We start from the raw sequence: 26,106 nt of genomic DNA, 5'->3' as shown, positions 1-26,106 counted from the left end.
TAAAGTGGGTAAACCAGCCGCAATTTTGGGCAGCTTTCATCTTTGCCCTAAAAAAACAGGAAAGATACCGCATGTCGGTGGTCCCGTCGTTGTTGGTTCACCAAACGTAACGATTGGCGGGATACCTGCGGCAAGACAAGGCGACAAGCTTATTTGTATCGGTCCTCCGGATAGTATCTCAGCAGGTTCTTCTAGCGTAACAATCAACGGTAAACCAGCCGCAAGAGTCGGCGATTCAACGTCTCATGGTGGCAAAATTCTATCTGGTATGCCTACGGTTTTAATCGGAGGCTAGATGCCACTCGCATTTCAAACGCATCTTCTATCCTTTAATGGCCGTTCACAAACCGTTCGCGAGATAGCTGATGATTCTTTTAGATTGTCCGAGGAAATCCGACCCCCTGACTTTGCTCAATCAATAGATGAGCATATATTAAGCCTCGTGCGCTCTGAGCGCGAGAGTCTTGAGCAAGCTGATATCAAGGGGAATCTCTGTGTTCTTTTACCATCTTCGGTGGACAAAAGTTTGCTTAAAGCATTGATAAGCGAGCTTTCTATTTTCGTTGACCAAACTGTCAATACTGAAATTTACTTTTATCCTTATGGCCAAGCTGCATTTTTGATGGCACTAAATCGGATAAATCGTGAAGTTAATGAAACGCAAGCGACTTGGATACTGGCTATAGAGGTTACGAGTGATGTAGAAGGGCATGTCAAACCTCAAAGCTCTATCATTTTAACCAAGTGTTTTTTTCGACATTCAGGTCTTGTGCCTGATGTTGTTCGAATTGATTTAGATGCCAAACAACAACGCATCGCCGTGGACAAGGTGTTTAAGCAATTAGGAGTAAGTTGTGAACATCCACTCAGTCAATTGTATTTATCCGTTAATAAGGAAGAACCGCAATGGTTAAACTCAATGCAATTCTTGTCTCCGTGGGTGACCGATCAAACTCTGTATCAATTTGTTGATATCAAACTTGGCGGATTGGGTGCATGTGGCGGCGTTTTAAAAGCGTTAGTGATTGATGAGCTTCAAAGAAGCAGCCCCTGCCCAGACTTTCACGTGTTGCAAGCGGACATCGAGTCAGATGGCTATGCGGTAGGAGTAATATACAATTGGCGTAGTGAATAGGTCTGGCTATTGCTTTTCCTTCTAGTAGTAGCTGAGGTTTTAGTGATGCAAATGTTATGGGGGATTGACTCGAAACTGGCCCTTTAATGATGTTTGGACAATGACTAGGCGCAGCTTGCTTTTCAAAATAGCTTTGCTCACCGCGTTTTTACAGTGTTCTTCTCGCTTTCTGATTAAATAGCCAGCCATAGAACACAAACCACATGAAAAGCTGTTCGACTCAAGATATCCTTACCGAAATAAAATAACTTGAGTTTTGGCTTGTTCGAGATCCCACCCGTGACGCATTCCTTTTTATAAACGGTACATGGACTCTGACAGAAGCAAGCCTACTCATAGAATTGGCGGAAAGTGAATTCGAATGAAGTTTATCCACACCTCAGATTGGCATCTTGGTCGACAATTCCACAACGTATCACTACTCGAAGATCAACAAGCAGTACTCGAACAACTGATTAACTATATAGAACGCAACCCCGTCGATGCAGTTGTAGTGGCGGGAGATATCTATGACCGTTCGGTGCCACCAACGGTTGCAATAGAACTGTTAAATCGAGTCGTGAAACGCATTTGTACCGAGTTAGAAACACCAATGATATTGATATCTGGCAACCATGATGGTGCAGAAAGGTTAGGTTTCGGCTCAGAGCAAATGAAAAATGCAGGTCTCCATATTGTTAGCAACTTTGAAGAGATGCTCACTCCCATCATCATAAAAACGGACTCTGCGGACGAGGTCGCGTTTTATGGTATGCCTTATAACGACCCTGAACAGGTCAGGTTTGCCTACAAAGCCTCGGTATCCACTCATGATGAGGCTCATCAATTGCTTGTTGAGCAAATTAAAGAGCGCTTTATCTCTAAGCAAAAGCGCGTGCTCGTGAGTCACTGTTTTGTTGATGGGGCTATCGAGTCAGACTCTGAACGACCATTATCTATTGGTGGTTCTGATCGCGTGAGTCATGAACACTTCTTAGATTTTGACTACGTCGCACTTGGTCATTTGCATCAGCCTCAAAAGAAAGGCGCAGAGCATATCCGTTACTCTGGCTCTCTCATGAAGTATAGCTTTGGTGAACAGAACCAGAGAAAAGGTTTCACGTTAGTTGAACTGGACAAGAAAGGATTCGTTTCTGCAAAGCATATTGATCTTACGGCTCCTCATGAAATGCGTATTGTAGAGGGCGAGCTGGATAAAGTTATTGAGCAAGGGAAAACAGACCCCAAGAATGAAGATTATTTGTTAGTTCGTTTGATGGATAAACATGCGATTTTAAACCCAATGGAAAAACTTCGTTCAGTGTATCCAAACGTTTTACACCTTGAGAAACCTGGCATGTTAATTGGGGTAGAGCAGGAAATGGCGCAAGCAAAGTTGGCGCGAAGCGAAATTGATATGTTCCGAGATTTTTTTATTGAGGCGCAAGATAGCCAGTTGTCTAAAGAGCAAGAGCAAGCTGTTACTGACATTATTAAGCAATTATCACAGCAATAGGGACCAAAGATGAAACCAATTAAACTAACCATGCAAGCTTTTGGTCCGTTTGCAAAAACTGAAATCATTGATTTTGAGAAGCTTGGCAGTAACCCTCTATTTTTGATTAATGGTCCTACAGGTTCCGGTAAAACGTCGATCTTAGATGCCATTTGCTTCGCCCTTTATGGTGAAACCACAGGTAATGAGCGACAAGGTATTCAGATGCGGTGTGACTTATCCGCGCAAGACTTACCAACCGAAGTAGTTCTCGAATTTTCGTTACACGGCAAACAATACCGAGTTGTTCGATCCCCTGAGCAGGAAGCGCCCAAGGCCCGTGGTGAAGGGATGACGATTAAAAAGCACACTGCGGCTCTTTATGAACTCGGTGAGACTGAAACGCTTATCACCAGCAAGACGACTCAGGTTAAAACTGAAGTTAGCAATATTATTGGCTTGAATGAAACTCAATTTCGTCAAGTTATGGTGTTGCCTCAAGGAAAATTCCGAGAACTGTTGCTTGCTAGTTCTAAAGAGCGTGAAGAAATTTTTGGCCAGCTCTTTCAAACTGACATATATAAAAAAATTGAGTACTCGCTCAAAGATAAAGCGAGTGCAATTAGTAAAGCGAAAGGCGAATTTGATAATCAAATTCGAGGTGCTTTACAAGTTGCAGAAGCGAGTTCTGAACAAGAACTATTACAACAACTGGAACAAGTAACTAAGCAATTAGAGTCTGATAAAAAGAATGAGCAAGCAGCGTTAGATAAGCTCAATACTGCTAAATCTGAATTGCAAAAAGCGGAAACCTTGAATGGAGAGTTTTCGAAACGAGAGCAAGCAGAAAGCGCACTCAAGCTGCATCTAGAACACTCAGATTCGATAAAAGCTCGTCAACAGCAATTAGAAAACGCTAAAAATGCCAATAAGATAGAGTTGCCCTACATCTCATTACAAAATGCAAAAGCTCAAACGCAAGAGCTTAGGCAAAAAATCGTAGCTTTGAAAGAGAGTCTCGAAAAAGCTCATGTCGTTGCGAGAGAACAAGAAAACTTGCAGCAAAGTGCAAAAGAGGCCGCGGCAAAGGTCCCGCAGTTAACGCAACTGCAGTATCAGCTTGAAAGTATGAAAAACAAGTTGGTCGAGAAAGACAATTTGGAAAATAAAATAACGGCGGGTTATCAACAAAAACAACAATTTGAAGCAACGTTAAAACAGTACATAGAACTAAAAGATAAGTTAACTTTACAGGCCCAGCAGGGACAGAAGGAGCTAGAGAAAGCACGAGTTGATGTTGCGCTTATTGGCAGCATCGATGCGGAAATAAAACAAAAACAACGGCTGTTACAGGATCTACAAAAGCTGCATGATCTTACTTTAGAGCTCTCTAAACTCAATGCGCTAACTGTAGGCAAGCAGCAGTCACTACACGAAGCCAGTCAGCGCTATATGCAGCGTCAACAAGCCGCTGATACGATAGAGCTTAAGTGGCACAACGCTCAAGCGGCAGTATTAGCGCAGCGACTAAAAGCAGGTGAAGCATGCCCGGTGTGTGGTAGCGAAACGCATCCTAACCCCGCAACGTTTGTTGAAGAAGCCGTTACAAAAGAGCAAGTTCAGGCGGCTAGAGCTAAAGAGCGAGAAGCTCAAACCTTGTTGAACCAACTAAGCAATCAGCTAGAACAACATAACGTTGTCATTAGTCAGTATCAGAATCAGTGTAACCAGTTGAAAGAGGAGTTGGGTGAGTATGCTACATCTGAGATCTCGACGGTTCAAAATGATTTGCAAGCGATCAATGCTCAACTCCTACGTCTACAAGCTATTGATATTGAAAAGCTAGAAAAGAACGTTGAACAGCTTAATCAACGCTGCGTCGTGGGTGAAAATAAAATTCATGAGCTGCAGAATAAAATGGCGGCAAATGAATCAACCGTTAAAGCGAACCAAGAACAATTGGCTCAATTACAAGCTTCTATTGACCCAAAATACAGTTCCGCTGACTTGCTTGAACGTGAAATTTTGCTGACAAAAGAGCAAATTCTGAGTTTGAACACAGGCTTAGAAAAGGCGCAAACCGCTTTGCAGCAAGCGATATTGGAGAAATCAAATGCGGAAAGTCACTTAGCGACGAACAAGCAGTGGTTATCTGAGTCAGAGCAAAAACTTAGCCAAGCAGAATTAGCGTGGAATGAGGCACTACAGGCGAGTAAATTTGAGGATGAAAGCCATTATCTAAGTAGTCGAGTGGGAGATGATGAACTTCAAGCCTGGCAGCAAGAAATAGACAGCTTCAAAGAGGCACAAACCAAGCTTGAGCAAACACTACATGATTTAAATCATGCATTGAAAGATCTTGAAAGGCCTAATTTAGAGTCGTTTAACGATAGGTTAACCACTCTGCAGGCGCAATATATTGAAGTAAGGAATCAACTTGATACCACACGCTCAATATTTGAACGTCTTGAAAAGGTTCGTAAAGATATTGCCGTGTTGCATGAGAAAAATAGTAAGTTAGAAGAAGAATACAAAGTCTTTGGTACGTTGTACGACGTTGCTAGCGGTAAAACAGGCAGCAGGGTTAGCCTACATCGCTTTGTTCTTGGTGTACTGTTGGATGATGTGCTGATTCAGGCCTCTCAACGCTTAAGCCTTATGAGTAAAGGGCGCTATATTCTTGCTCGAAAAACAGAGGGCTTCAAAGGCGCTGCGGGTCGCGGCTTAGATTTAATGGTTGAAGATGGCTACACAGGAAAAACGCGTGATGTTGCGACACTTTCCGGCGGTGAATCATTTATGGCAGCGCTTGCTCTGGCACTTGGTTTGTCGGATGTTGTGCAATCCTATAGTGGCGGTATCCGTTTAGACACTTTATTTATTGATGAGGGCTTCGGTAGTTTAGACCCAGAGTCTTTAGATCTTGCTATTCAAACACTAGTGGACCTGCAACAGACTGGGCGCATGATCGGTGTTATTTCTCACGTTTCTGAGCTGAAAGAGCAAATGGCGCAGAGGATTGATGTTGAACCATCAAGACTTGGTTCAACGGTGTCGATTAAATCTCAATGTCGCTTCGCTGTCTAATTCAGTGACTACTGTTAGATCAAAAAGCCCCTATTGTTAGGGGCTTTCTGACTAAGTCGCTACTGTTCGCAAAAGTAGCCTTCTTTTGGCGATTGGGTAATCGCATATTCGCCATCGAGGTTGCGATAAACAATCGTGTTCCAAACAGAGCCATCATCCAATTCAAACTCAATAGCATAGTTGACGCCGCTAACGATTTGCGCGTGAACATTCAGTATTTGTTTAAACGACGCTATTGTGTCCATTTTCTTTAAAACAAAGGCCATTGCCTTTTGTGCATCAGGGGTCGCGTTAAACTCATTCCACCCACCTGGCATGTTTCCTTGTGCATTACATACATCTGCTGAGGTCGTTAATTGTGTCGTTTCGCTCGGCTTTTCCTGCTGACAACCTGCAAGTAACACCAAAAGTGCACAAACTGACACTGTTTTTAATTTCATAACAATAACCTCTGTCTATAACGCAACGTATTATAGGAGGGTGATATGCCTACGAATGTCTATGTTGTGCAAAGTTTCTATATGCATAGGGTTAAATGCTGACAAAATGTACAAGCATGGTCAGCTTGTAAGTCAAAAATAGAGCAATCTTGTTAACGATTTGCTGAGATGACGAGGTTTCGGTGTTCAGTGCGCTATTGATGAAGAATTGTGATGTGTACCTATGAAGGTGATGGTGCGGCTTAGTGATCGATTTGTTATCTTCTAGAGTAAAATCAATCACTAATTAAAATTTAGGTGTTGTATGAAATCGATAAAAATATTTTTACTTTTGTCACTTGCAACTTTATTTGGTTGTACCTCGAAGCCGGATGGGGTGGAACCCGTCAATAATTTCGATTTAGAGCCATATCTAGGTAAGTGGTACGAAATTGCACGCCTAGACCATTCATTTGAGCGAGGCTTATCCAACGTTACCGCTGAGTATCAGGTTCGCGAGGATGGTGGGGTTAAGGTGATAAACCGTGGATATTCCGAAGAAGAGCGACAGTGGTCAGAAGCTGAAGGCAAAGCTTATTTTGTTGAAGATGAAACGGTTGGACACTTAAAGGTTTCCTTTTTTGGGCCAATATACTCTTCTTACATTGTGTTTGAGCTAGGTGAAAACTATGACTATGCGTTTGTCTCAGGTTACAACCACGACTACTTGTGGCTATTGTCTAGAACGCCTAATGTTGATGAGAAAGTAGTGGAGCGCTTTAAGTACGTAGCTAAAGAGAAAGGTTTCGCTATCGACGAGCTCATTTTTGTTGAACAAGAGAAACAAAGACAGCTTTAAGTTCATCAGCGTGGCTGAAAAAGCGGACAGAGGGTAAGCTTCCTAATTAAGAGCTCAGTTTGTCATTTCGCTTAACAGTAATTTGTTACCGCGTAACTTAATGTGGTCAAAATGGATATAGCCCCATCATTTGTGATTACTCGTGATGGGGCTTATATAAATTTGAGTGAGCGTCGAAAGGTTGATCTATCAACAAACGGTTATGGTTTACTTAATCAAACGAACGATCAGGGAACCTGGTGCTCGAATAGATTCAACATTGTGGCTAAGTACTGTGCCGCTTGTTGGGGCGGTGTAGCGTTTAATCTCAGCGCCAAAGCTGTCGTATTGAATCGCAAGAAGTTGGCCTTGCTCGACAAAATTCATCAAACTGACATGAGGCAGTACAAAGCCGCCGTGTGTCGCTTTCACACTGATGATTTCGTTTCCTTCCAAGCATGACGTAATAGGGTCCATATCACCTTCAACAATGTTATGCTTTTTCATCACATTAAAAATGCCTGTTACAGTTCGACTGATAAGTTCTTGCTCGGTATATCGCCCCATACCTACTTCAACAGTAATACTTGGGACACCATGGTTATTCCAGACCGTTTCAAGGACGCCAGCATCTCCAGGATCATTTAAAATCGCATCAGGATTAATGAGGCGAGCCATTTCTAATGATTGCTCGATTCGGAAATCTGCAAACACGTAAAGTGGATAGGCCGCACCACTGGTTTGAGTGTGAAGGTCAATGGCTAAATCAGCATTTGGCTTGAGCAAATCATTCCACAATGCATATAAGTAACGTTGGGCCTCATTGCCGTTTTGGTCACCAGGAAAAAAGCGGTTTAAGTTTGCAGGAGACGCATCAGGGTCTGCGGAATAGAAATCGCGGCTGTGGTTTAGCATACCAGGCATGTTAATGGTTGGAACAATAGTGACAGTACCAGCGACTTCAGTGCCGATGAGCTCTCGAGCAGTTTTCTGCGCTGCTAACACACCATTGTACTCATCACCATGAACCCCTGCGGTAATCATGATCTTCTTGCCAGGTTTTTCACCTTTGAACACTAGCACAGGTAGGTGTTGCCACTGAGAGAGAGCATTCGTTGCGATGCGAAACCAAAACTTATGCTCGCCCGAATTTAGGTCTGCTACATTGAGAGATTGAATCACTTGATGACCTTGAATCACGTCATCGAGAAATTGTGTTGCCATTAAAGTTACCACTCCAAAACCATAAGCTAATCTAAAACCTTAGCGTCGTCATACCATGAATATTAATAAGGCGAGAACATGTCTCGCCTTAATTACCAATTGGCTTCGTTTTACGCAAAACCCATAATATGAGCTGCGATAACGACGATACTTGATAGGGTAAAGAGTAATAGAATAAATCGCCAGCAGAATTTTGCCCAGTCACCCCAGTCGATACGGCAGACACCAAGCGTTGCCATGAGAGATGCCGAAGTAGGGACGATAACGTTAGTAAAGCCATCGCCAAGTTGGAATGACAAAACTGCCACTTGGCGCGTAACGCCTGCAATGTCTGCCAGAGGGGCCAGTAGAGGCATCGTTAGTGCCGCTTGTCCGGATCCTGAAGTGACGAAGAAGTTGAAGATAGATTGGAATACATACATTAACCATGCCGCAGCCACGTCAGGAAGCCCGCTAATCACGCCGCCAGCACTGTTTAGAATTGAATTCAGTACACTCGCTTCATCAGTTGTACCACCACCAAGTATAAGCAATACACCTTTCGCACAACCCACTAATAGGGCAGGTGCAAGCATAATAGCTGCACCTTCTTTAAATGCATCAGCTGCGCAGTTTAGCGTCATACCGTTCAGGCGGAAAATCGTACCGATGATCGCGACAACAAAGCCCATAGTGAAAAATTGAGAAGCGATTTCTGGGATGTACCATGCGTTAGCGACTACGCCCCAAACGACCCACACCGTGGTCGCAATAACCGTAAGGATAACGAGTGTGTCACCTAGGTTCCAACGAGAATCTTGATTGCCAAGCTCTTGCTGACGGAAATACTGGTCTGTGCGGTGGCTGTAAGAAAGTTTAGGATTTGACTTCACACGAGCGGCGTAGATCATTGTGAAAGCGATACCGATTAACGTAAAGCCAGCCCATAACCCCATGCGCACTGTCATGCCGGATAAAACAGGTACACCCGCAATGCCTTGCGCAATAGCGACGGAGAAAGGGTTCATCCAAGAAGTAGCAAAGCCAATTTGAGTCGCAACATAGGTAACCATTACCGTGGTGATACCATCATAACCAAGGCGAACCATAAGCGGCGCGATAATAATCGCAAATGCTACGGCTTCTTCACCCATACCAAATACCGCACCGCCTAGCGAGAACAGCAAAAATAGCACTGGAATGAATAGCGCTTCGTTACCTTTGGTCTTATCGATAAGGCGCAGGATACCGTTATCGATTGTGCCTGTGCGCATTACAACGCCGAAAGCACCGCCGATAACCAACATGAACATAATCACGCCGATTGCGCTGCCCCATTTAGAGCCAGAAACTAGCCCTTCGAAAGGGAAGTTCATCAGACCAATGCCACCACCAGAAGCAAACAGGCCAACCTTGTTGTAAACCAATTCACCGTTTTCGTCGGTTGCATAAGAGAAAGAAGAAGGATCGATAACTGTGCGAGTTTTTTCTGCACCGTCGACCATGTAGGTCACCTGTTGGCTATCAAAATGACCAGCAGGAATTAAGTAGGTAAGAATCGCAGCAAGAATACCAACAATGAAGATCAAAATGAGGGTATCTGGCATCTGCCACGACTTAGGGGTAGCAACCGAGTCTGCTGGTTGCGCATGTGTGTGAGACATAACTTACTTCACGTCAAATTCAATAAAGCATGAAATATCGATAAAATAGAATAAAAAGTCAATATTAATGCTTATGTTGAACTATAAATTCATCAAATATTTGAAGTGAAGTTAATTTGATTGTTTTGTGGCCAAATGTTGGGTTAATGTTTCAATATGCGTTGAGTTTGGATGATTCACGAGCTTTCATAGTCATCTACAGGTGATCTAATTACTTGATTTCTGTCTGTTCTGCATAAAAAGCAGCGACATCACGAAGGTCTTCATCATTTAACATTTTTAACTGTGCTGCCATCATTTCTGCAAGCGGCCCTTTACGCTCACCGGCTTGATAAGATTTCATTGCATTGTAAAGGTACTTAGAATTTTGACCAGCAAGGCTTGGATAGGTGTTGTTCGTTGCGATGCCTGTAACACCGTGACAATAGACACAGCTAGGTGATTTGATTTTACCTTTATCAGCATCACCAAACGGCTCGGCATGGATAGCGGAAGAGAAAATAAAAGAGATTAGAAGTACAAATCTGAGCATGGAGGTTATCTATTCGCTAAAAATCATGCCGATACAATAAAGCTTCCCCTTAGGGGAAGCTCAATGATCAAAATCAAATTAAAGTAGAGATTTTATACTTGATAAGAAAGTGTCGATGTCTTTCGCTGAAATATCTTTATGAGTTACAAAACGAATTGGATTTCCAGGGGTTATCGTGATGTTTTGTTCCTTTAGTTTCGCAGCGATACTTACTATGTCCACTTGAGGATCAAGCTTCGCGAACACGATGTTCGTTTGAACAAATTCAGGGTTGACTGAAAAACCAGGCAGTTCTGCTAAACCTTCCGCTAAGGTTTTTGCGTTGATGTGATCTTGTTTTAGCTGTTCCACTTGTTCGGTAAGGGCAAGTTTGCCTGCTGCGGCAAGAATACCCGCTTGACGCATACCACCGCCGACCATCTTTCTTAAGCGACGTGCTTTTGCGATGTAGTCTTTGCTACCAAGCAGTAGCGAGCCAACAGGGGCAGCCAGACCTTTCGACAGACAGATCGTCATTGAATCAAAGTACTGACCGATCTCTTTTACCTGAACATCAAGTGCAACGGCTGCGTTAAAAACGCGAGCGCCATCTAGATGCATCTGCAAGTTATGTTTATTCACGAAGTCACGTGCTTCTGCTAAGTAAGACAGAGGTAGTACTTTACCATTAATTGTGTTTTCTAAGCTGAGAAGCTTAGTGCGAGCAAAGTGACAATCATCTGGTTTAATCGCAGCAGCCAGTTTATCAAATGGTAGCGCGCCATCTGGGTTATTTTCGACTGGTTGAGGTTGAATTGATCCCAAAACCGCCGCGCCACCAGCTTCGTATTTGTAGTTATGTGCTTGTTGCCCACATAGATATTCATCTCCCCGCTCGCAATGCGCCATTAAACCGAGCAGATTGGCTTGAGTGCCTGAAGTGGTAAACAAAGCTGCTTCGAAACCAGCAAGCTGCGCAGCAAATTTTTCAAGCTCATTGACCGTAGGGTCATCACCATAAACATCATCCCCAACAGGGGCCTTAAACATGGCTTCTCGCATGGCTTGGGTGGGTTGTGTAACGGTATCTGATCGAAAATCCATGAATGTCTCCTTGGTCAAAGTCCTAAATATATCCGCAAAGGCGCGCTTTGCTTAAGCAAGCGATCGTTTTGGCATCGGTGATCGTGCCATCGACAATCTTTTCTTCGAGTTGCTTGATTGACAAGGTGACGACCTCAATCACTTCGTCTTCATCGCACTCGTAACGGTTTGTTTTGTTAAGCTTTTCGGCAACAAATAGATACTGTATCTCATCACAAAATCCGGCAAGAGGGGTGACTTGGCCGAGAGACGTGAATTTCTCTGCACTAAACCCAGTTTCTTCCTCTAGCTCTCTTTTGGCGCAGCAGAGTGGCTCTTCGTTGCCTTCTCTGGTACCAGCAGGCAGTTCCAATAGCCATTTATTAAGTGAAGGCCGAAATTGGTGGACAAGGACAATGTGACCCTCCGCTGTAATAGGGAGAATCACCGCAGCACCCGGATGATGGATTGTGGTGTGCGTAATTGCCTGTCCTGTAGGAAGCATAACGTCTTCTTCAATCAGAGAAATTTGCTTCCATTTATGAATTATCTTGCTCATGCAGTTATGAACCCTAGCTGTTACCGCATTTTTGACGTTTTTCGACATTAACCACAAATGGTGGGAAACAAAAGCAAAAAATACTGCAACGCGACGAAAGCGTTTGCACTTTAAGTGAGCAATGTCTCATAAATGGAAACTTTGATTGCTTCGTCAAGAAGGGGAAAAGCATCTGCTATAAGGGGAATTCGACAAAATACATTTGTAACAAAGTTATAACAAGTGTATAAAAATGTTAACGCAATACCACTTCAGCAGCCGGAGAACGTATGACACAAACCTTATTTGCCTCAAATGCCGAAAAAGCGCTTCTCTCAGAACGCATCAATAAATTGGCGAAAGCGTTAACGGATGGCGTTTATGAGCGTGAACATACGATCAAGCTCTGCCTTCTTGCTGCACTTGCTGGTGAAAGTGTTTTTCTTTTAGGTCCGCCTGGTATTGCAAAAAGTTTAATTGCCAAACGACTCATCCAAGCGTTCGATAACAGCAGTTACTTCGAATACCTGATGACGCGCTTCTCAACCCCTGAAGAGGTGTTTGGGCCACTGAGTATCCAAGAGCTAAAAGACAACGGCCGTTATGTTCGCTTAACTAAAGGGTATTTGCCAACTGCACAAGTCGTATTTTTGGATGAAATCTGGAAGGCGGGCCCTGCAATTCTTAATACATTGCTTACAGTGGTTAATGAGAAAACATTCAAAAATGGCAGCGATATCGAGCGTGTGCCAATGCGCTTGTTGGTATCGGCTTCCAATGAATTACCCGATGAAGATAGTGGATTGGATGCGCTCTACGACCGCATGTTGGTGCGTGTGTTTGTGAATCGAATTCAGAATAAACAAAACTTTAAGTCGATGTTGACTGTGGGCACATCGCAAGAGGCACAAGTACCAGAAGGCCTAGCGATAACTGATGAAGAATATCATCAATGGCAACAACAGCTCGACAAATTGACGTTAACTGACAATGCATTCGAAAAGCTTTTCCAGCTTAAAACGATGTTAGAAAGCAAAGTTGAAGCTCAGTTTGGTGATGTGGCCAATACCGATATGTATGTCTCTGACCGCCGCTGGAAGAAAGCCGTGAAGTTGTTAAAAGCGAGCGCGTTTTTTAATGGTCGCGATGAGATAAATCCGCTTGACCTTTTACTGCTGCAAGATTGTTTATGGAACAGTCCTGAATCGCGAGATGTGGTACGTGAAGTGGTTCAAGAGTTCGCCTTAAAACATGCATTTGATCAACAAGACGCGGAGCAGGAAATTGAGTACTGCCGAGAGTCTTTGGTTGATGTTCAACATGAACTTGAAGATGCCTACCGCATGACGTTAACGTCTGAAGCGGCAACGGGCATTTTGCGTAAAGAAACCATGCGCTTTGATACCTCTAAAGCCAAGATGTACAAAGTTGGCGCAGCTGTTAACTTAGTTAAATTGGTTGTCTTGCAAAGCAACATGTCGGTTTCAGAATCAGAAAAAGGTGATAGCCGATGGGTTTATGTACCCAAAGATGAGTTAGATCGAGTCATTAAAGAGGGAAGCGGTGATGTGTATGGTTACGTCAATCAAAACACCAACATGTGCCGTTTACGATTTGATGTTGACGCGGCGAATAACCTAGTTATCCGTGATATCGCGAACCGAGGAATTTTGGTTAGCCTAGTGACTCAAGAGGGCTTGGATGTAGAGCTTTACCAAAAGTGGTTAACGCAGAGCGAAAAAGCCGTAAATCAGCTTAGTGAGGCAGAACACCATATGCGCAAGGTGAAAGCGAACTTTCATGATGCGCTTCCGCATAGCTTTGTTGATCCTGAACTACCCCGCCTAATGGAGTCGAGTCTGCAACAGGTCAGTCAGAGACTTGAATCAATCCAAGCAGAAAGTGAAAAAGTTATCCAACGCTTTAAAAACTTACATCAGTTTTTCTCATAAGGAGACGACATGCTAGGTGCAGACGGACTTAACCTCGCGCTGATGGTGGCCGACTCTGGCATCATCGATAGCGCAGTTAATGATTTGATGGCGCGTTCACAAGTCATGATGATGGCAGAAAACCGAGGCGTTAAATCTTCGGTCAAAGGTCACTTGTTAAAGTGGCGAGGCAGAGTTAAAAAACGGATCACCAAGGTATGTGAGACAGAGCGTTTCCAACAAGAGCTGTCTTTATATCAAGAGGTCATTCACTGGGATGAAGAGGCGTTTTTTGAAAACATCGAAGATGTGATTAAAAAGCTGGAATGGCACTCTGCGTTTTACATGCAAGCTCGCCGAATGATGGAAAAGAACAAAGGGATGAATAACCCTATGTTCCCACATTACTTTTGTGATCAATGGTACCAAAGCCTCACCGATGCAATAAAACAAGCGCAAGTAAGCGAGCTTGAAGCCAATAAAGAAAAGGTGCTGAAAGACCTGTATCAACGTATGGAAACCATGCGTAATATGGATAAAGTCACGGAGTCGGGTGATGCTGAAAGTGTAGGGCGCCTGTGGGATATGGCATCTGCCAAGTTGAGTAAAACAGACTTAACGGTGATGAAACGCCATGCTGAGTTTCTGAAGAAGCACCAAGGCTTGCAAGAAATTGCGGAGCAACTCGGTCGTATGGCGGGGCAAGTAAATGATCCTGAACTAAATCGTGCGCCCACTGAAGAACTTCAATTGGTCGAAGAGAAAAGTGATGAGGCGACGGATGATATTGTTGGTATTCACGAAAGCGATGATCTAAATAAGCTACTTCCCAACGAAACGATGTTTTTGGCGTATCCTGAACTTGAAGTTGTGTTCTATAAACACTTAGTCGATAAACGGCTCATGAACTATCGTACACAAGGCAAATCGCGCACGTTACGTAAAGTTAAAGCTCACCGACCTGACCATAAAGCGGTAGATATCGAAAAAGGCCCCTTCATTGTTTGTGTGGACGCGTCCGGTTCCATGAGTGGCTTTCCTGAGCAATGCGCCAAAGCCATGGCTTATGCTCTGATGCAAATCGCACTAGCGGAGCAACGTGATTGCTATGTCATTATTTTTTCTACGGAACACATTACCTACGAACTAACCAAACAAGATGGTCTGCGCGAGGCGGCGGACTTTCTAACTTATAGCTTCCATGGTGGTACAGACTTAGAGCCAACTTTGATTAAATCTATCGACTTGATGAGCGGTGATAAATATAAAAACGCAGACATGGTAGTCATTTCCGACTTTATCGCGCCAAAACAACAAGACGAGTTACTGGCCAAAGTGGATGCGCTCAAAGCGAAGAAAAACCGTTTTCACGCGATTAGCTTATCGAAATACGGAAATCCTGCATTAATGTCGATGTTTGATCACACTTGGTCTTATCACCCTAATGTTGTGGGAAGATTGCTAAAAAGGGTCAGCAACTATTAAACGCCTTAATGTTTCATGGGACAAAACGAACTGAAAGCGAGATTTATATTGCTTCGTTTTAAGCCAATAAGATCGAACTTTGGTCGAATTGACTTAAAAGAAATCAAACGAACAGAAAATGAAATGTTTTTGTTTGACTATCTTCTCTCAATCCGTAAAGTAGCCACCAACGCAACGGGGTAGAGCCCTGAAGCGTAATAAAAAGGCGCCTTGGCAGAGTGGCTATGCAGCGGATTGCAAATCCGTGGACCTCGGTTCGACTCCGGGAGGCGCCTCCATTATTCTTTTGAGAGTGAATGGCTTTCGAGAATAAATGCGACACTAGCTCAGTTGGTAGAGCGCAACCTTGCCAAGGTTGAGGTCACGAGTTCGAACCTCGTGTGTCGCTCCAAATTATTCAGATATGGCCATGGCGGTATCTCGATGCCAAGTGCATCAACTTAAAACCAGCGAAAGCTGGTTTTTTTGTATCTGAAGACTGATAAATTCACACCATCTCTTTTTCATTACCTGTGAGCTTAGCAACCCCATCTCTGTCACGAGTTTCTGATATTAAGTGTGACCCGATGTTTCGCACCTCAGCCAATTTCAGTTTACAATACGGGCTTCCAAAGGATTTGACGAAGACGCATGAGAAATACCGACGATTACATCATTTTTTATCACTTGATCGAGCAAGGTTCATTCAGTGCTGCCGCGAGACATATGTCACTGACCAAATCGGTCGTCAGTAAACGGATTGCCAAGCTTGAACAAGAGCTTGGTGTACAGCTTCTCTACCGAACAACGCGAACGCTAACGTTGACTGAAGCAGGACGAGCGTTTTTTACTCATGCAAAAGCGGTTTATCAAGCGGTGGCAACGGCGGAAGAATCCATTGTGGGTTTAGGTAAAAACTTATCTGGAAACATTAAAATTTCGGTGCCTACTATCTCTGGTGAATTAATTCTTCCTCAAGTGATTAATGAATTTAATCAGAAATACCCAGACATCAATATCGATATGGATCTAGATAATCGTTTCGTCGATATCGTGAATGAACGTTTTGATTTGGCAATTAGAACGGGTGTGTTGCCAGATTCTAGTCTGATTGCAAGAAAGCTGGTGGATGCAAATTGGATCATTTGCGCGTCACCCCAATACCTAGCTAAACATGGCATACCTAAACAACCTCAAGCCTTGGCTAAACACAATTGTTTAGTCTATTCCTACCAAGAAACCGGAGCGCATGAGTGGGCGTTTAAAGATGGAGACGAGGTATATCAAATCACCGTCGACGGTAACCTCTGTACTAACAATTCTTCTGTATTGAGAAATGTGGCGCTGTTAGGGCAGGGAATCATCTATGTGCCGCGTGTATTGGTTTATGAAGACTTAAAGCAAGGCAGTCTGATTCAGTTATTTAAAGACGAAACAGCCAAATGTTTGGGTATTTATGCGGTGTACCCTTACACTCGTCAGCAACCAGAAAAAATTAAGATCTTTATCGATCATCTATACACAAGCTTTCAAAGTCAAAACCATCGATTTTAAGCCAATAACTCAACACCGATCGTTATGTTGGTGTTGAGCTTATGTTTCCATCTTCATTTCTAAGAGTCCTCTTAAATTTAGGAGCTTACGCTTCTCCTCGTTTTCTTCACTAATATTGATAACAAGATACCCCGCACAACTGTTAACAAATGGTTTTGCTATTGTTTCTTTTAAGAAACGGTCTGTTTCTTACGTTAAATTTCTCAAATGTGAAAGATAAGTAACAGAAAAATAAAGAATTATTTTGTTTGTTGTTTATTGATTACGTATTGTTCGTCCGCCTGACATAGACGCAGAGAAATGGACTGCTTATAGTGGCTCAAACGCCATGCCTGCCGCTAAGCGGTGTTGTGAGCGAAGTACAATAACTAGAGATACGGATATGAAACAAAAGCAGCTGATTGAAGAATTTAAAACCATCGTGGGGGAAGAAAATGTTCTAACCGACGAGGTTAAAACGAAATATTACCGCTCGGGGTTTCGTTCGGGTAGTGGTAATGCGCTTGCTATCGTGTTTCCTAACACTCTTCTAGAACAATGGAAGATTATTAAACAGTGTGTTGAAGCAAACTGCATCATTATCATGCAGGCGGCTAAAACAGGTTTAACAGAGGGCTCAGCTCCGAGTGGTAATGATTATGATCGCGATGTGGTTGTGATCAATATTACCAAAATCAAGAAGATTCACTTATTAGATGGTGGTAAGCAGGCGGTTTGCTTGCCTGGTGCGAGCTTACACTCTTTGGAGAAAGAGTTGAAGGCAGTGAACCGAGCACCGCATTCTATCATCGGCTCTTCATCGCTAGGTGCCACTGTGGTCGGTGGTATCGCCAATAACTCAGGCGGTGCGCTAGTTAAGCGTGGTCCTGCTTATACGGAACTGGCGATCTACGCGCAGGTCGATAAGCAAGGCCAGTTACATTTGGTGAACCACCTTGGTATTGAAGGATTAGGTGAAACGCCAGAAGAAATTCTAACAAACCTGCAAGAAGGGAACTTTGACCCAGCGAAGATCATTCATGATGAGCGAATGGCATCAGACAGAGAATACGATGAACGTGTTCGAGACGTGACTTCTGACATTCCTTCTCGCTTTAATGCCGATGAACGCCGATTATTTGAAGCCAGTGGCTGTGCTGGCAAGTTGGGTGTTTTTGCCGTTCGGGTTGACAGCTACCCAGTACCCGAAAAAGAGCAGGTTTTTTACCTTGGCACCAATGACCCTGCGAAACTAACGAAGTTGCGAAAAGACTTCTTATCTACGTTTGATAACTTGCCTGAGATGGGAGAATACTTGCATCGAGATATCTTCAACATGGCAGAGAAGTACGGCAAGGATGTGTTCTTATCAATCGACTTGTTAGGCACAGATAAGCTGCCAAAAATGTTCGCACTTAAAGCTAAGGTAGAAAACTTCTTAGAGCGCATCCCGTTTGTCAGTAAATATCTGCCAGACACCATTCTGTACTACGCGAGCAAGTTGTTCCCACAACATTTACCAGAGCGAATGCTGGATTTCCGTGACAAGTATGAGCATCACCTGGTATTGAAAATGAGTGATGGTGGTATTGCTGAAGCACAAAAATACCTCAAAGAAGTTTGGGCTGTTGAAGACGACTGTGATTTCTTCGAGTGTACGCCGGAAGAGGGTAAAAAAGCTTATTTACATCGCTTTGCAGCAGCAGGTGCAGCAATTCGTTGCGAGACGATTCACCGAAAAGACGTAGAAGACATCGTTGCACTTGATATCGCTTTGCGACGTAATGATGAAGAGTGGCTAGAAACTTTGCCTGAAGAGGTAAGTAAGAACCTTGTTCAAGCGCTCTATTATGGTCACTTTATGTGTTACGTCTTCCATCAAGATTACATTTTCAAAAAAGGGACTGACACGAAGTTGATGAAAAAGCTGATGCTTGAGCACCTCAATAGCCGTGGTGCCAAATACCCAGCAGAACATAACGTGGGTCACTTGTATGAAGCCGAAAACTCGTTGCAGAAGTTTTACCACGAATTAGACCCAACCAATACCTTTAACCCTGGTATTGGTAAAATGGACAAATATAAGCGCAATTGTAACTGCTGTGCGTAATGTGCTGTCTCACCATGATTAATAATCGTTGTTCATCGTTAAAATGATGAGCATAAGATAAGCCCTGATGACACTTGTGACATCAGGGCTTTGTGTTTTGGGTCTTTTATTGATGACTGGTATCGGCTTTGAAACAACGACTAAAGAGCACGTACTGCAGCGGCGGCGATGATGCCTGCTGCGATTGCGGGTAGAGGCTTTTTCACGATGAACATGACAACGGCAGTAGAAAACAGTGCTGCTCTAGCACCGTTATCACCCTCTACTGCTAGCGGAGCTAAAAGGGCAACCAATACGGAGCCTGACATCGCAGTAATGAAACGTTGAACCCGTTCGCTAATTGGAATGAATGACATAACATACACTCCGCCCCAGCGGGTTATGAGCGTGACTAACGCCATAGCGATAATGATAAGCAGTGTGCCACCTAAGGTTGTTTCGATGTTCATGCTTTCTTCTCCTTCCAACAAGCACCCAAGACTCCGCCAGTAATGGCGCCAACCACTACGTGGCTATTCTCTGGCAAATACCAATACGCCAACATAGAAGAGGCTGCTGCTATGGCCCAAATAGCAAAGATTCTTAAGTCTTTCGGCCCGGCCACCACCATAGACAGCAGGAAGCATCCCATAACCATATCGAGCCCTAGGCCCACCGGATCTTTGATTGCGCTACCAAAATAAATGCCGATCCAGGTGCCCACAATCCAAAAAGACCACATCGCTAAGCCGCCACCAACAAGCAAGCCAAAGCCTGGTTCTTTTCTACCAAATGCATTGAGTGCCATTGCCCAGTTAGCGTCTGATGCTACCAGCATTACACCGTAACGTTTTGTTGGTGGGAGTTGTCGTAACCATGGATAAAGTGTAGCTCCCATCAAGAGGTGACGAGCATTAATAGCAAATACAGTAATAAGAACTGGAATGAGAGGGACTTCTGCTCCCCACATTTCTAACGTGGCAAATTGTGAAGCACCGGCGAAGACCAGTGTGCTCATCAACATAGTGGGAAATACATCTAGTCCAGTCTGTACCGCAGCAACACCGAAAGCGAGGCCAAATATGACCACGAACATAGAGAGGGGTAAAAGTTGGGTGAAGCCGTTCCAGACGTCAAGCCGATTAAATTCGTGCAACTCAGTGGAGGAGCGTTGAAGATGTTGAGTATTTTCTGTCATAGAGATACCTAGCTAGCAGGCAAAGGGGCAGTGCCATACGAGTGTGTTTGTTATTCTTTTGTAAACTTCATGTTTAACATCAATTGGAGGGGCTTTCAAACTCTAAGTGCTATATAAAATTGAGCCATCCAAGCGGCTTTAAGAAACAGAGTGTAGAGAGTCGCGCTTGGTAGTGCTAAAGGAGAATAAAACAACAGAAATAGTAAGCTCTGTTTAATTGATAACATCACGAGCTAGTACAGATTAGTAAATAAGAAAGAAAGCGAGCACGAGGCTCGCTTTTTCGCTCTGTTACGAATAACTGAATAGGTTTATTTTACGTAGACACGAGGGTTCGCGCTTCCCCAAACCGTGTATAGTTCAGGGAAGATGACTTCTGCGTGTTTTTCCATCTCAGCAGCTGAAATCGTTTTGCCTTGTTGGGAGCCAAACAAAACAACTTCAGAACCAGGCTCAACATCTTTGATACCTGTAACATCTACCATAGTAGTGTTCATTGAAGCAACGCCCGCAACTTTTGCACGTTGGCCATTGATCAGAACTTCTGCCGTATTCCCCATTTTTCGTGGATAACCATCAGAGTAACCAACAGGAATGTTCGCCATTAAGCTTTCTTTGCTTGTTGTGTAGCTGCTGTCGTAACCGACTGTGCTATTTTTTGGCAGGTGGTGAACGGATGCCACGCGTGTTTTGAAAGACACGATAGAAGGGTACTCAGGGTTAGTTGGTAAGTCTCCGTATAAAACGCCACCAGGACGAACCATATCAAGCTGCGCCTCAGGAACATTAAGCGCGGTGTAAGAGTTTGCTACGTGCAGTAAAATGTTGTCGCGTTTTAGATTCGCTTCTTTAATCAGCCATGCAGAACTGTCTTTGAATGAAGCTAACTTTTGGCGCACGTCGTCTGCATTGTAGTTAGGGAAATGAGTCATGATACCAACAATATTTACGCCAGCTTGTTGAGCGATTTTTAGCGCTTCTTTCTTGCCTGCTTCTGTCGTCATATCAACACCATTACGTCCCATACCACCGTCGTTCAGAGCAAGGTGAACTTTGATTTCTTTACCAGCTTTCTCGGCTAGTTTAGACAGTGCTTTAGCTTGCTCTGCTGTGCCTATCAACTCTTCGACATTTAGGTTGATTGCGGCTTCAATCTCGCCAATATCCGCTGAGCGTACACGCATAAGTTGGCCTTTAAAGCCACTGTCGCGAACAGTTTGTGCTTCGGCGTTACTTGCAACGGCAACGCAAGGAATTTGTTGCTCGATAATAGTCGGCATCAGGCCTGCGATACCATTGCCGTATGCGTCGGCTTTCATCACGGCACAAATTTTCGTTTTGCCATCCATGTGCGATTTAAACTGCTCAATATTATCGCGGAACTGACCTAAGTTTATTTCTAGCCAAGCGTTAGCACCTTGAACTTGCTCTGCTTTTGCTGCTGTATTGCTAATTTGAAGAGGAGCAGCAGTAGCTTGCATTACAGGAACCGCGATTGCAGCAGCGATAGTCAGTGATAGTAAGGTTTTATTTAAGCGCATAAAGTCTCCGTACGCGTTTTTTGTATTGGTTATGTTATTGAGTACTTGGGGAAAGTACCTGACGAAGTAAAACGCTCCAAGTGGTGCTTTGGAGCGTTTATTAAGATAGTGATTTAATATATACCTAAATATACCTCAGTGATGACATTCAATTTAAGCAAATCGGGATTGATTTGATATCTACTAAGGTACCCACTGAGTTTAACTCAGTTTAAAGCGGCTCATTACATCTTTAAGAGAAATGGATAGCTGGCTTAGTTCGCGGCACGCCTGTGCGGTTTGCTCCGAGCCTTGCGAGACCTCTTGAGATGCTAAATGTATGTTTTCAATGCTGCGGTTAAGCTCTTCCGCAACAGAGTCTTGCTGGTTACAAGCCGTGGCGATTTGGGTACCCATGTCTGAGATGTCCGAAATCGAATGCTCAATGTCGCTCATCAGCTGTTTTGATTGAATGCCTTGTTCTGCACATTCTGAGATACTGGTTCTAGAAAGTTCAGTGGCTGATTTTGCGTCTTTTGCAAGTGATTGTAGCTGCTCAATGATCGAAGTGATTTCACTCGTTGAATCTTGCGTACGGCCAGCAAGAGTTCGAACTTCGTCTGCAACGACGGCAAAGCCACGACCAGACTCACCAGCACGCGCCGCTTCAATGGCTGCATTAAGTGCAAGTAGGTTGGTTTGATCGGCGATGTCGCGGATAACATCCACGATAACGTTAATTTTATTCGATTGCTGTTCAAGCTCTGCTACGGTATCGCCTGCAGCGCCAATTACATTTGAAACTTCTTGAATCGCGTCAACCATACCTTGGGTTTCACGAACACCGTGTTGTGTGCGGCGGTTTGCTTCGTTAGCTTGGTTCGCTGAGTCTTCAGTGTTACGAGCAACATCGGCTACGGCCGCTTTCATTTCTGTCATTGCTGTTGCGATGTGCGTAATTTGCAGCTGTTGATCTTTCATACCAGACGCAGAAATATCGGAGATTTGGTTCATCTCTTCGACAGCGCTGCTTAACTGAGTAACTGCAGCAATCACATTATCGATAACTTGGCGTAAGTCATCTTGCATCTTAGTGGTCGCGTCTGCCAGTTCACCAAGCTCATCATTGCCGATTGCTTTACGGTCAATGTCACTTGATAGATCACCTGTCGCGATGGCATTTGCTTGCTCAACAACAAGTTTAAGTGGGCCACAAATTAGCCGAGTCAGCACGTATGTCATGCCTACCATGATCAGTAGAATAATCACGTTACTTGCAATTGAAGAATTACTCAATCCATTTACAGAGGACAGGATATGAGTTTTGTTGCTGTCCATAGCTTCTTTAAGGAGACGGATTAGTTCGCCTAACTCTGAGTCAACCGCTTCGAAAGCAGACAAAGAGTTCGCCAAAATAGGGTGGGCCTTGCTTTTGTCGTTAGCTAGCATCGCTTCATTGTACTGGTCCATAGTATCCAAGTACTTTTTCCACTGACGCATAAGACGCTGGTAAGTTTGCTGCTCTTCGCCAGGCCAGATAGTTTCACCGTAAGCGTTGAGCTCTCTAGTGATCTTTTCGCGTTCTCTAATATTGTTAGAAATTTTAGTTTTGACTTGGTCTGCGTCTTCATAAGTGTACGCAGCAAATTGAGCTCGGCGCCAGCGAGACAAGTGGTCTCGAATCGAATCGACCCTTTCCATTGCAGGAAGCGTATCATCGGTATAGTTTAAAAGCTCAGATTTGATGCTTTTGAGCTCTGTAGATAAAAACACGCCAAATGCAATGTTGACGATGGCAATGAGTAAAAACGATAGCGATATCTTTTTCGCTATAGAAAGATTCTTGATAGACATTAGTGATATACCTTGTTTTTCTTATGTTGTGTCGCCAAAGTAAACCACATCCTTATATGTGATATATGTCCATTAAATTACTGCAACTCGTGTAACGTACCATTATTTATTGATATTTTCGATAATGAATTGAGCTTTGTTTGAAAATAAAAAAAGTCAATGATTTTATAAAGGTACGACCACATTCGATATAAAGTTATCGGTAACAAAATATGATGTTCTGTACGCAGTCGTGCCAAGAGTAGGGAATCAAATTGTTACAGATGTTACAACGATGAAAAGATCAGCGTTCATAACGTGATAGTCGCGTGTTTACCTCGAAGCAGTTACGGACACTAGTATGCGTATGACTTCATAGCTAATGAAAGGGAACGGGTGCTTATTGGTCTAATTGAATGCCAAATATACTAGGCAGATCGCTTTTTAAGCACTTAAATCAAAAAGATAAAATTTATTGTTGACCAGATAAATTAATCCGTTAAAGTACGCCTCGTTCTCACGGCAAAGGTCGCTGAGACAGATGGTGTCTAACCCATCGCATGATTGCGTTGCCCTGGTGGTGGAATTGGTAGACACAAGGGATTTAAAAATCCTAGAAAAATTGCGGTGTCGTAATCAGTAAAAATCATATCAAGCCGGCTTAATGCTGGTTTTTTTGTACCTGAAATTCAGGGTAAGCCTTCTCCTCAAACCTACCTCCTGTCTATCTCCTGTTCTCTGTGCAGATTTCCTGTGCGATTAAAGTGTCAAGAATCTCCTGTGCTGATGAACTGTGCGTGATTTACGTGCCAATATAGCCAAGGCTGAATTGCTGTGGGTCTCTTGTCTGTGTCCGGTCTGGTGGGGCGTGATGAAGCGGACGCGAAACCTAATAAAAGTTTTTACTTAAGGGTTAGTGTCCACTTTATAGAAAATTAACTAGTAATCATCCCGGCCCAAACGTTATCAGTTCACAATTTTTGGCAAGTATGCGCATGCTGGAATATCTTTCTTATGCAGCGTGTTGATATGATTGTGTGCTAAAGATCAGCTTGAAATATGTCTATCGAAAACCTGTTTGTTGAAGACATTCAAGATTCATATTTGGAAAAGGGCGAGTTAATGAGTAAAGTATCATTGTTTTTTGGTGCTGGTGCCGAAATTGGCTATGGTTTACCGTCAGGAGGGAAATTTGCCCTCGACATATTTAGAATGGATGTTGCTGAAGACAAAAAACGGTTAAGAGAAGCAAGGGAAAAAGTCAATAAACGCTCAAATTATGCCAAGAATTGGCTACCACAAGACTATGAGAAGAAGCCCATATCATCATTTGGTAGAACTCAATATGAAAGCTTGGTTAAAAGTAGTTTAGAGTACAAACGTTTTGATATTATTAGATATCTATCAGAATTTGACTCTAGAGTCTCAGAATTAGCCCGTAAGTTTGATGAAACATTTGATAGAAACATACGCGAAGCTTTTGAAAGGGTTTTGGGTATATCATTTGGTTCAGAAACATTTAGCCATGAAATTAGAATTTCTGGTATTTTGGGAGATTATAATCAACTGTTCTCAAGCGACTTTTTCTCGAGTTACTTGAAAGCACTTGAGCTCCCATCCACGGATGAAAACTTCTTTATAAGAAAAAGGTGCCGTGACTTTTGTCGTTCTGTCCTTGAGCTGCTTATAGGGGCTTGTGGCGAAGAATTAGTGCATAATTTAAATGATGGCATTTTTGAAAAGAAACCTGATGAGATTGACATATTTGATGATCTCGGGGCTATTTTTTCTTTAGATTATAGAGGGGCAGGTTTGACAGGCCTCGAAGTTATCTTAGATGGCGAGCCAATTGCAATAACAGCTGATACAAGTGATGAACACCTTATATGTGCATTTGCCCTAGAAATTCTTGAAGATATCTTTGCTGCTTCACTAGACTATCAATCACTGATTGATTCTAACTGGCGCTATCTTTATAGCCCAAAAACAGATTGGGCCAAATTTTGCAAGATAAATATATTTTTGAATACGGCTCAACGATATATATCATCTATAGCTGATAAATTCCATGAGAAAATAATAAGTGGTGATGGTTACTATCATGATATTCTAAATATTAAAGAAGAGCATGAAATTAAGGCTATTGGTACAACGAACTATAACAACTTTATCGGAACAATATCAGATGAAGATGTTTATTATTTGAATGGTTCAGTTGATGACTGCTATGATCCTTACCTAAATACTATTGTATCTAAAGAAATCTCAGCCGATAGTCAGCATTTTACAGTTCCATTTTTATTTACTCAAAGTGGGATTAAACCTCTCACATCAATTAAAATGTCTGAACGTTATGTGAAATTATACAATAACCTAAAGGAGTCTGATGTAGTCGCAGTTATAGGCTATGGTTTTAATGTGGATGACGGGCATATTAATGGCCTATTCCGTTCTTGTATAGAAGATGATGGAAAGGAACTAGTTATTTTTCACTACACAAATGACTTTGGGCTTTGTTGCGTAATTCGATGGAACTAAATCAAGAAGCTACGATCTGAGCGGTTACGCCCATCAATCGTCGTAGCC

At 43.1% G+C, this 26,106-nt stretch carries 20 protein-coding genes and 2 tRNA genes; 12 read left to right on the top strand and 10 right to left on the bottom strand.

Annotated features, from left to right (window positions below; translation table 11 throughout):
• Positions 1 to 4 precede the first annotated feature (4 nt).
• The 4 genes from R7041_RS00110 (at position 5) to R7041_RS00095 (ending at position 5,696) form a co-directional block, all read left to right on the top strand.
• Entirely contained in the window at positions 5 to 295 is a 291-nt protein-coding gene (locus R7041_RS00110; RefSeq protein ID WP_005375969.1) for a PAAR domain-containing protein, read from the top strand.
• Entirely contained in the window at positions 296 to 1,135 is an 840-nt protein-coding gene (locus tag R7041_RS00105; RefSeq protein WP_206949028.1) for an NAD/NADP transhydrogenase subunit beta, read from the top strand.
• A 361-nt stretch (positions 1,136 to 1,496) separates the two neighbouring features.
• Positions 1,497 to 2,630, top strand: a complete 1,134-nt coding sequence (locus tag R7041_RS00100; protein ID WP_005375971.1) for an exonuclease SbcCD subunit D — start codon at positions 1,497 to 1,499, stop codon at positions 2,628 to 2,630.
• Between the two features lie 9 nt (positions 2,631 to 2,639).
• On the top strand, positions 2,640 to 5,696 hold the full coding sequence (locus tag R7041_RS00095; protein ID WP_206949027.1) for an AAA family ATPase: 3,057 nt from the start codon (positions 2,640 to 2,642) through the stop codon (positions 5,694 to 5,696).
• A gap of 59 nt (positions 5,697 to 5,755) precedes the next feature.
• Here R7041_RS00095 and R7041_RS00090 read toward each other — a convergent pair whose 3' ends face one another.
• Positions 5,756 to 6,136, bottom strand: coding sequence for a cystatin domain-containing protein (locus tag R7041_RS00090; RefSeq protein WP_170893256.1), 381 nt, complete (start codon positions 6,134 to 6,136; stop codon positions 5,756 to 5,758).
• Positions 6,137 to 6,440: 304 nt separating this feature from the next.
• Here R7041_RS00090 and R7041_RS00085 point away from each other — a divergent pair, with 304 nt between their 5' ends.
• Complete coding sequence (locus tag R7041_RS00085; protein WP_025767720.1) at positions 6,441 to 6,974, top strand: lipocalin family protein; 534 nt, start codon at positions 6,441 to 6,443, stop codon at positions 6,972 to 6,974.
• Positions 6,975 to 7,181: 207 nt separating this feature from the next.
• On the opposite strand, the gene R7041_RS00080 is transcribed toward R7041_RS00085, so the two are convergent.
• The 5 genes from R7041_RS00080 to R7041_RS00060 all read right to left on the bottom strand — a co-directional run bounded on the left by R7041_RS00080 (position 7,182) and on the right by R7041_RS00060 (position 11,973).
• Positions 7,182 to 8,177: a succinylglutamate desuccinylase/aspartoacylase family protein gene (locus R7041_RS00080; RefSeq protein ID WP_206949026.1), complete on the bottom strand. Its 996-nt coding sequence runs from the start codon at positions 8,175 to 8,177 to the stop codon at positions 7,182 to 7,184.
• Positions 8,178 to 8,287: 110 nt separating this feature from the next.
• Positions 8,288 to 9,820: a putative basic amino acid antiporter YfcC gene (yfcC, locus tag R7041_RS00075; protein ID WP_005387492.1), complete on the bottom strand. Its 1,533-nt coding sequence runs from the start codon at positions 9,818 to 9,820 to the stop codon at positions 8,288 to 8,290.
• A gap of 211 nt (positions 9,821 to 10,031) precedes the next feature.
• On the bottom strand, positions 10,032 to 10,352 hold the full coding sequence (locus R7041_RS00070; protein ID WP_206949025.1) for a c-type cytochrome: 321 nt from the start codon (positions 10,350 to 10,352) through the stop codon (positions 10,032 to 10,034).
• A 78-nt stretch (positions 10,353 to 10,430) separates the two neighbouring features.
• On the bottom strand, positions 10,431 to 11,435 hold the full coding sequence (gene ltaE, locus R7041_RS00065; protein ID WP_206949024.1) for a low-specificity L-threonine aldolase: 1,005 nt from the start codon (positions 11,433 to 11,435) through the stop codon (positions 10,431 to 10,433).
• A 22-nt stretch (positions 11,436 to 11,457) separates the two neighbouring features.
• Positions 11,458 to 11,973 (bottom strand): NUDIX hydrolase, encoded by a 516-nt coding sequence (locus R7041_RS00060; protein ID WP_054579018.1) that lies wholly within the window; start codon positions 11,971 to 11,973, stop codon positions 11,458 to 11,460.
• Positions 11,974 to 12,242: 269 nt separating this feature from the next.
• Between R7041_RS00060 and R7041_RS00055 the strand changes: the two genes are divergently transcribed.
• The 6 genes from R7041_RS00055 to dld all read left to right on the top strand — a co-directional run bounded on the left by R7041_RS00055 (position 12,243) and on the right by dld (position 18,990).
• Positions 12,243 to 13,904, top strand: coding sequence for an ATPase RavA domain-containing protein (locus R7041_RS00055; RefSeq protein WP_053303672.1), 1,662 nt, complete (start codon positions 12,243 to 12,245; stop codon positions 13,902 to 13,904).
• Positions 13,905 to 13,913: 9 nt separating this feature from the next.
• The gene (viaA, locus tag R7041_RS00050; RefSeq protein WP_206949023.1) at positions 13,914 to 15,368 is read left to right on the top strand and encodes an ATPase RavA stimulator ViaA; all 1,455 of its coding nucleotides are present in this window, start codon (positions 13,914 to 13,916) and stop codon (positions 15,366 to 15,368) included.
• Between the two features lie 204 nt (positions 15,369 to 15,572).
• Positions 15,573 to 15,646, top strand: a tRNA-Cys gene (locus R7041_RS00045).
• A gap of 37 nt (positions 15,647 to 15,683) precedes the next feature.
• Positions 15,684 to 15,759: transfer RNA gene (locus R7041_RS00040), tRNA-Gly, on the top strand.
• 239 nt (positions 15,760 to 15,998) lie between these two features.
• On the top strand, positions 15,999 to 16,901 hold the full coding sequence (locus R7041_RS00035) for a LysR family transcriptional regulator (protein WP_017633645.1): 903 nt from the start codon (positions 15,999 to 16,001) through the stop codon (positions 16,899 to 16,901).
• Positions 16,902 to 17,283: 382 nt separating this feature from the next.
• Complete coding sequence (gene dld, locus R7041_RS00030; protein ID WP_206949022.1) at positions 17,284 to 18,990, top strand: D-lactate dehydrogenase; 1,707 nt, start codon at positions 17,284 to 17,286, stop codon at positions 18,988 to 18,990.
• Positions 18,991 to 19,130: 140 nt separating this feature from the next.
• Here dld and R7041_RS00025 read toward each other — a convergent pair whose 3' ends face one another.
• The 4 genes from R7041_RS00025 to R7041_RS00010 all read right to left on the bottom strand — a co-directional run bounded on the left by R7041_RS00025 (position 19,131) and on the right by R7041_RS00010 (position 23,541).
• Complete coding sequence (locus R7041_RS00025; RefSeq protein WP_017820198.1) at positions 19,131 to 19,439, bottom strand: AzlD family protein; 309 nt, start codon at positions 19,437 to 19,439, stop codon at positions 19,131 to 19,133.
• On the bottom strand, positions 19,436 to 20,167 hold the full coding sequence (locus R7041_RS00020) for an AzlC family ABC transporter permease (RefSeq protein WP_017820197.1): 732 nt from the start codon (positions 20,165 to 20,167) through the stop codon (positions 19,436 to 19,438). Before R7041_RS00020 ends, R7041_RS00025 begins: the two co-directional genes overlap by 4 nt.
• A gap of 311 nt (positions 20,168 to 20,478) precedes the next feature.
• Positions 20,479 to 21,708: an alanine racemase gene (gene alr / locus R7041_RS00015; protein ID WP_025767730.1), complete on the bottom strand. Its 1,230-nt coding sequence runs from the start codon at positions 21,706 to 21,708 to the stop codon at positions 20,479 to 20,481.
• Positions 21,709 to 21,909: 201 nt separating this feature from the next.
• Entirely contained in the window at positions 21,910 to 23,541 is a 1,632-nt protein-coding gene (locus tag R7041_RS00010; RefSeq protein WP_053303666.1) for a methyl-accepting chemotaxis protein, read from the bottom strand.
• Between the two features lie 1,038 nt (positions 23,542 to 24,579).
• Here R7041_RS00010 and R7041_RS00005 point away from each other — a divergent pair.
• Positions 24,580 to 26,058: a hypothetical protein gene (locus R7041_RS00005; protein ID WP_318114805.1), complete on the top strand. Its 1,479-nt coding sequence runs from the start codon at positions 24,580 to 24,582 to the stop codon at positions 26,056 to 26,058.
• Positions 26,059 to 26,106: the final 48 nt, after the last annotated feature.

Origin of the sequence: Vibrio sp. 1751 (genome assembly GCF_033339895.1) — a bacterium.
In the GTDB taxonomy this organism is placed as follows: Bacteria; Pseudomonadota; Gammaproteobacteria; order Enterobacterales; family Vibrionaceae; genus Vibrio; species Vibrio alginolyticus.
This window is presented reverse-complemented; position numbering and strand designations above follow the sequence as displayed.

Bases quoted from the DNA above. Each gene is read 5' to 3' on its own strand.
- R7041_RS00105 (WP_206949028.1), top strand. From the start codon at position 296: ATGCCACTCGCATTTCAAACGCATCTTCTATCCTTTAATGGCCGTTCA.
- R7041_RS00100 (WP_005375971.1), top strand. From the start codon at position 1,497: ATGAAGTTTATCCACACCTCAGATTGGCATCTTGGTCGACAATTCCAC.
- R7041_RS00095 (WP_206949027.1), top strand. From the start codon at position 2,640: ATGAAACCAATTAAACTAACCATGCAAGCTTTTGGTCCGTTTGCAAAA.
- R7041_RS00090 (WP_170893256.1), bottom strand. From the start codon at position 6,136: ATGAAATTAAAAACAGTGTCAGTTTGTGCACTTTTGGTGTTACTTGCA.
- R7041_RS00085 (WP_025767720.1), top strand. From the start codon at position 6,441: ATGAAATCGATAAAAATATTTTTACTTTTGTCACTTGCAACTTTATTT.
- R7041_RS00080 (WP_206949026.1), bottom strand. From the start codon at position 8,177: ATGGCAACACAATTTCTCGATGACGTGATTCAAGGTCATCAAGTGATT.
- yfcC (WP_005387492.1), bottom strand. From the start codon at position 9,820: ATGTCTCACACACATGCGCAACCAGCAGACTCGGTTGCTACCCCTAAG.
- R7041_RS00070 (WP_206949025.1), bottom strand. From the start codon at position 10,352: ATGCTCAGATTTGTACTTCTAATCTCTTTTATTTTCTCTTCCGCTATC.
- ltaE (WP_206949024.1), bottom strand. From the start codon at position 11,435: ATGGATTTTCGATCAGATACCGTTACACAACCCACCCAAGCCATGCGA.
- R7041_RS00060 (WP_054579018.1), bottom strand. From the start codon at position 11,973: ATGAGCAAGATAATTCATAAATGGAAGCAAATTTCTCTGATTGAAGAA.
- R7041_RS00055 (WP_053303672.1), top strand. From the start codon at position 12,243: ATGACACAAACCTTATTTGCCTCAAATGCCGAAAAAGCGCTTCTCTCA.
- viaA (WP_206949023.1), top strand. From the start codon at position 13,914: ATGCTAGGTGCAGACGGACTTAACCTCGCGCTGATGGTGGCCGACTCT.
- R7041_RS00035 (WP_017633645.1), top strand. From the start codon at position 15,999: ATGAGAAATACCGACGATTACATCATTTTTTATCACTTGATCGAGCAA.
- dld (WP_206949022.1), top strand. From the start codon at position 17,284: ATGAAACAAAAGCAGCTGATTGAAGAATTTAAAACCATCGTGGGGGAA.
- R7041_RS00025 (WP_017820198.1), bottom strand. From the start codon at position 19,439: ATGAACATCGAAACAACCTTAGGTGGCACACTGCTTATCATTATCGCT.
- R7041_RS00020 (WP_017820197.1), bottom strand. From the start codon at position 20,167: ATGACAGAAAATACTCAACATCTTCAACGCTCCTCCACTGAGTTGCAC.
- alr (WP_025767730.1), bottom strand. From the start codon at position 21,708: ATGCGCTTAAATAAAACCTTACTATCACTGACTATCGCTGCTGCAATC.
- R7041_RS00010 (WP_053303666.1), bottom strand. From the start codon at position 23,541: ATGTCTATCAAGAATCTTTCTATAGCGAAAAAGATATCGCTATCGTTT.
- R7041_RS00005 (WP_318114805.1), top strand. From the start codon at position 24,580: ATGTCTATCGAAAACCTGTTTGTTGAAGACATTCAAGATTCATATTTG.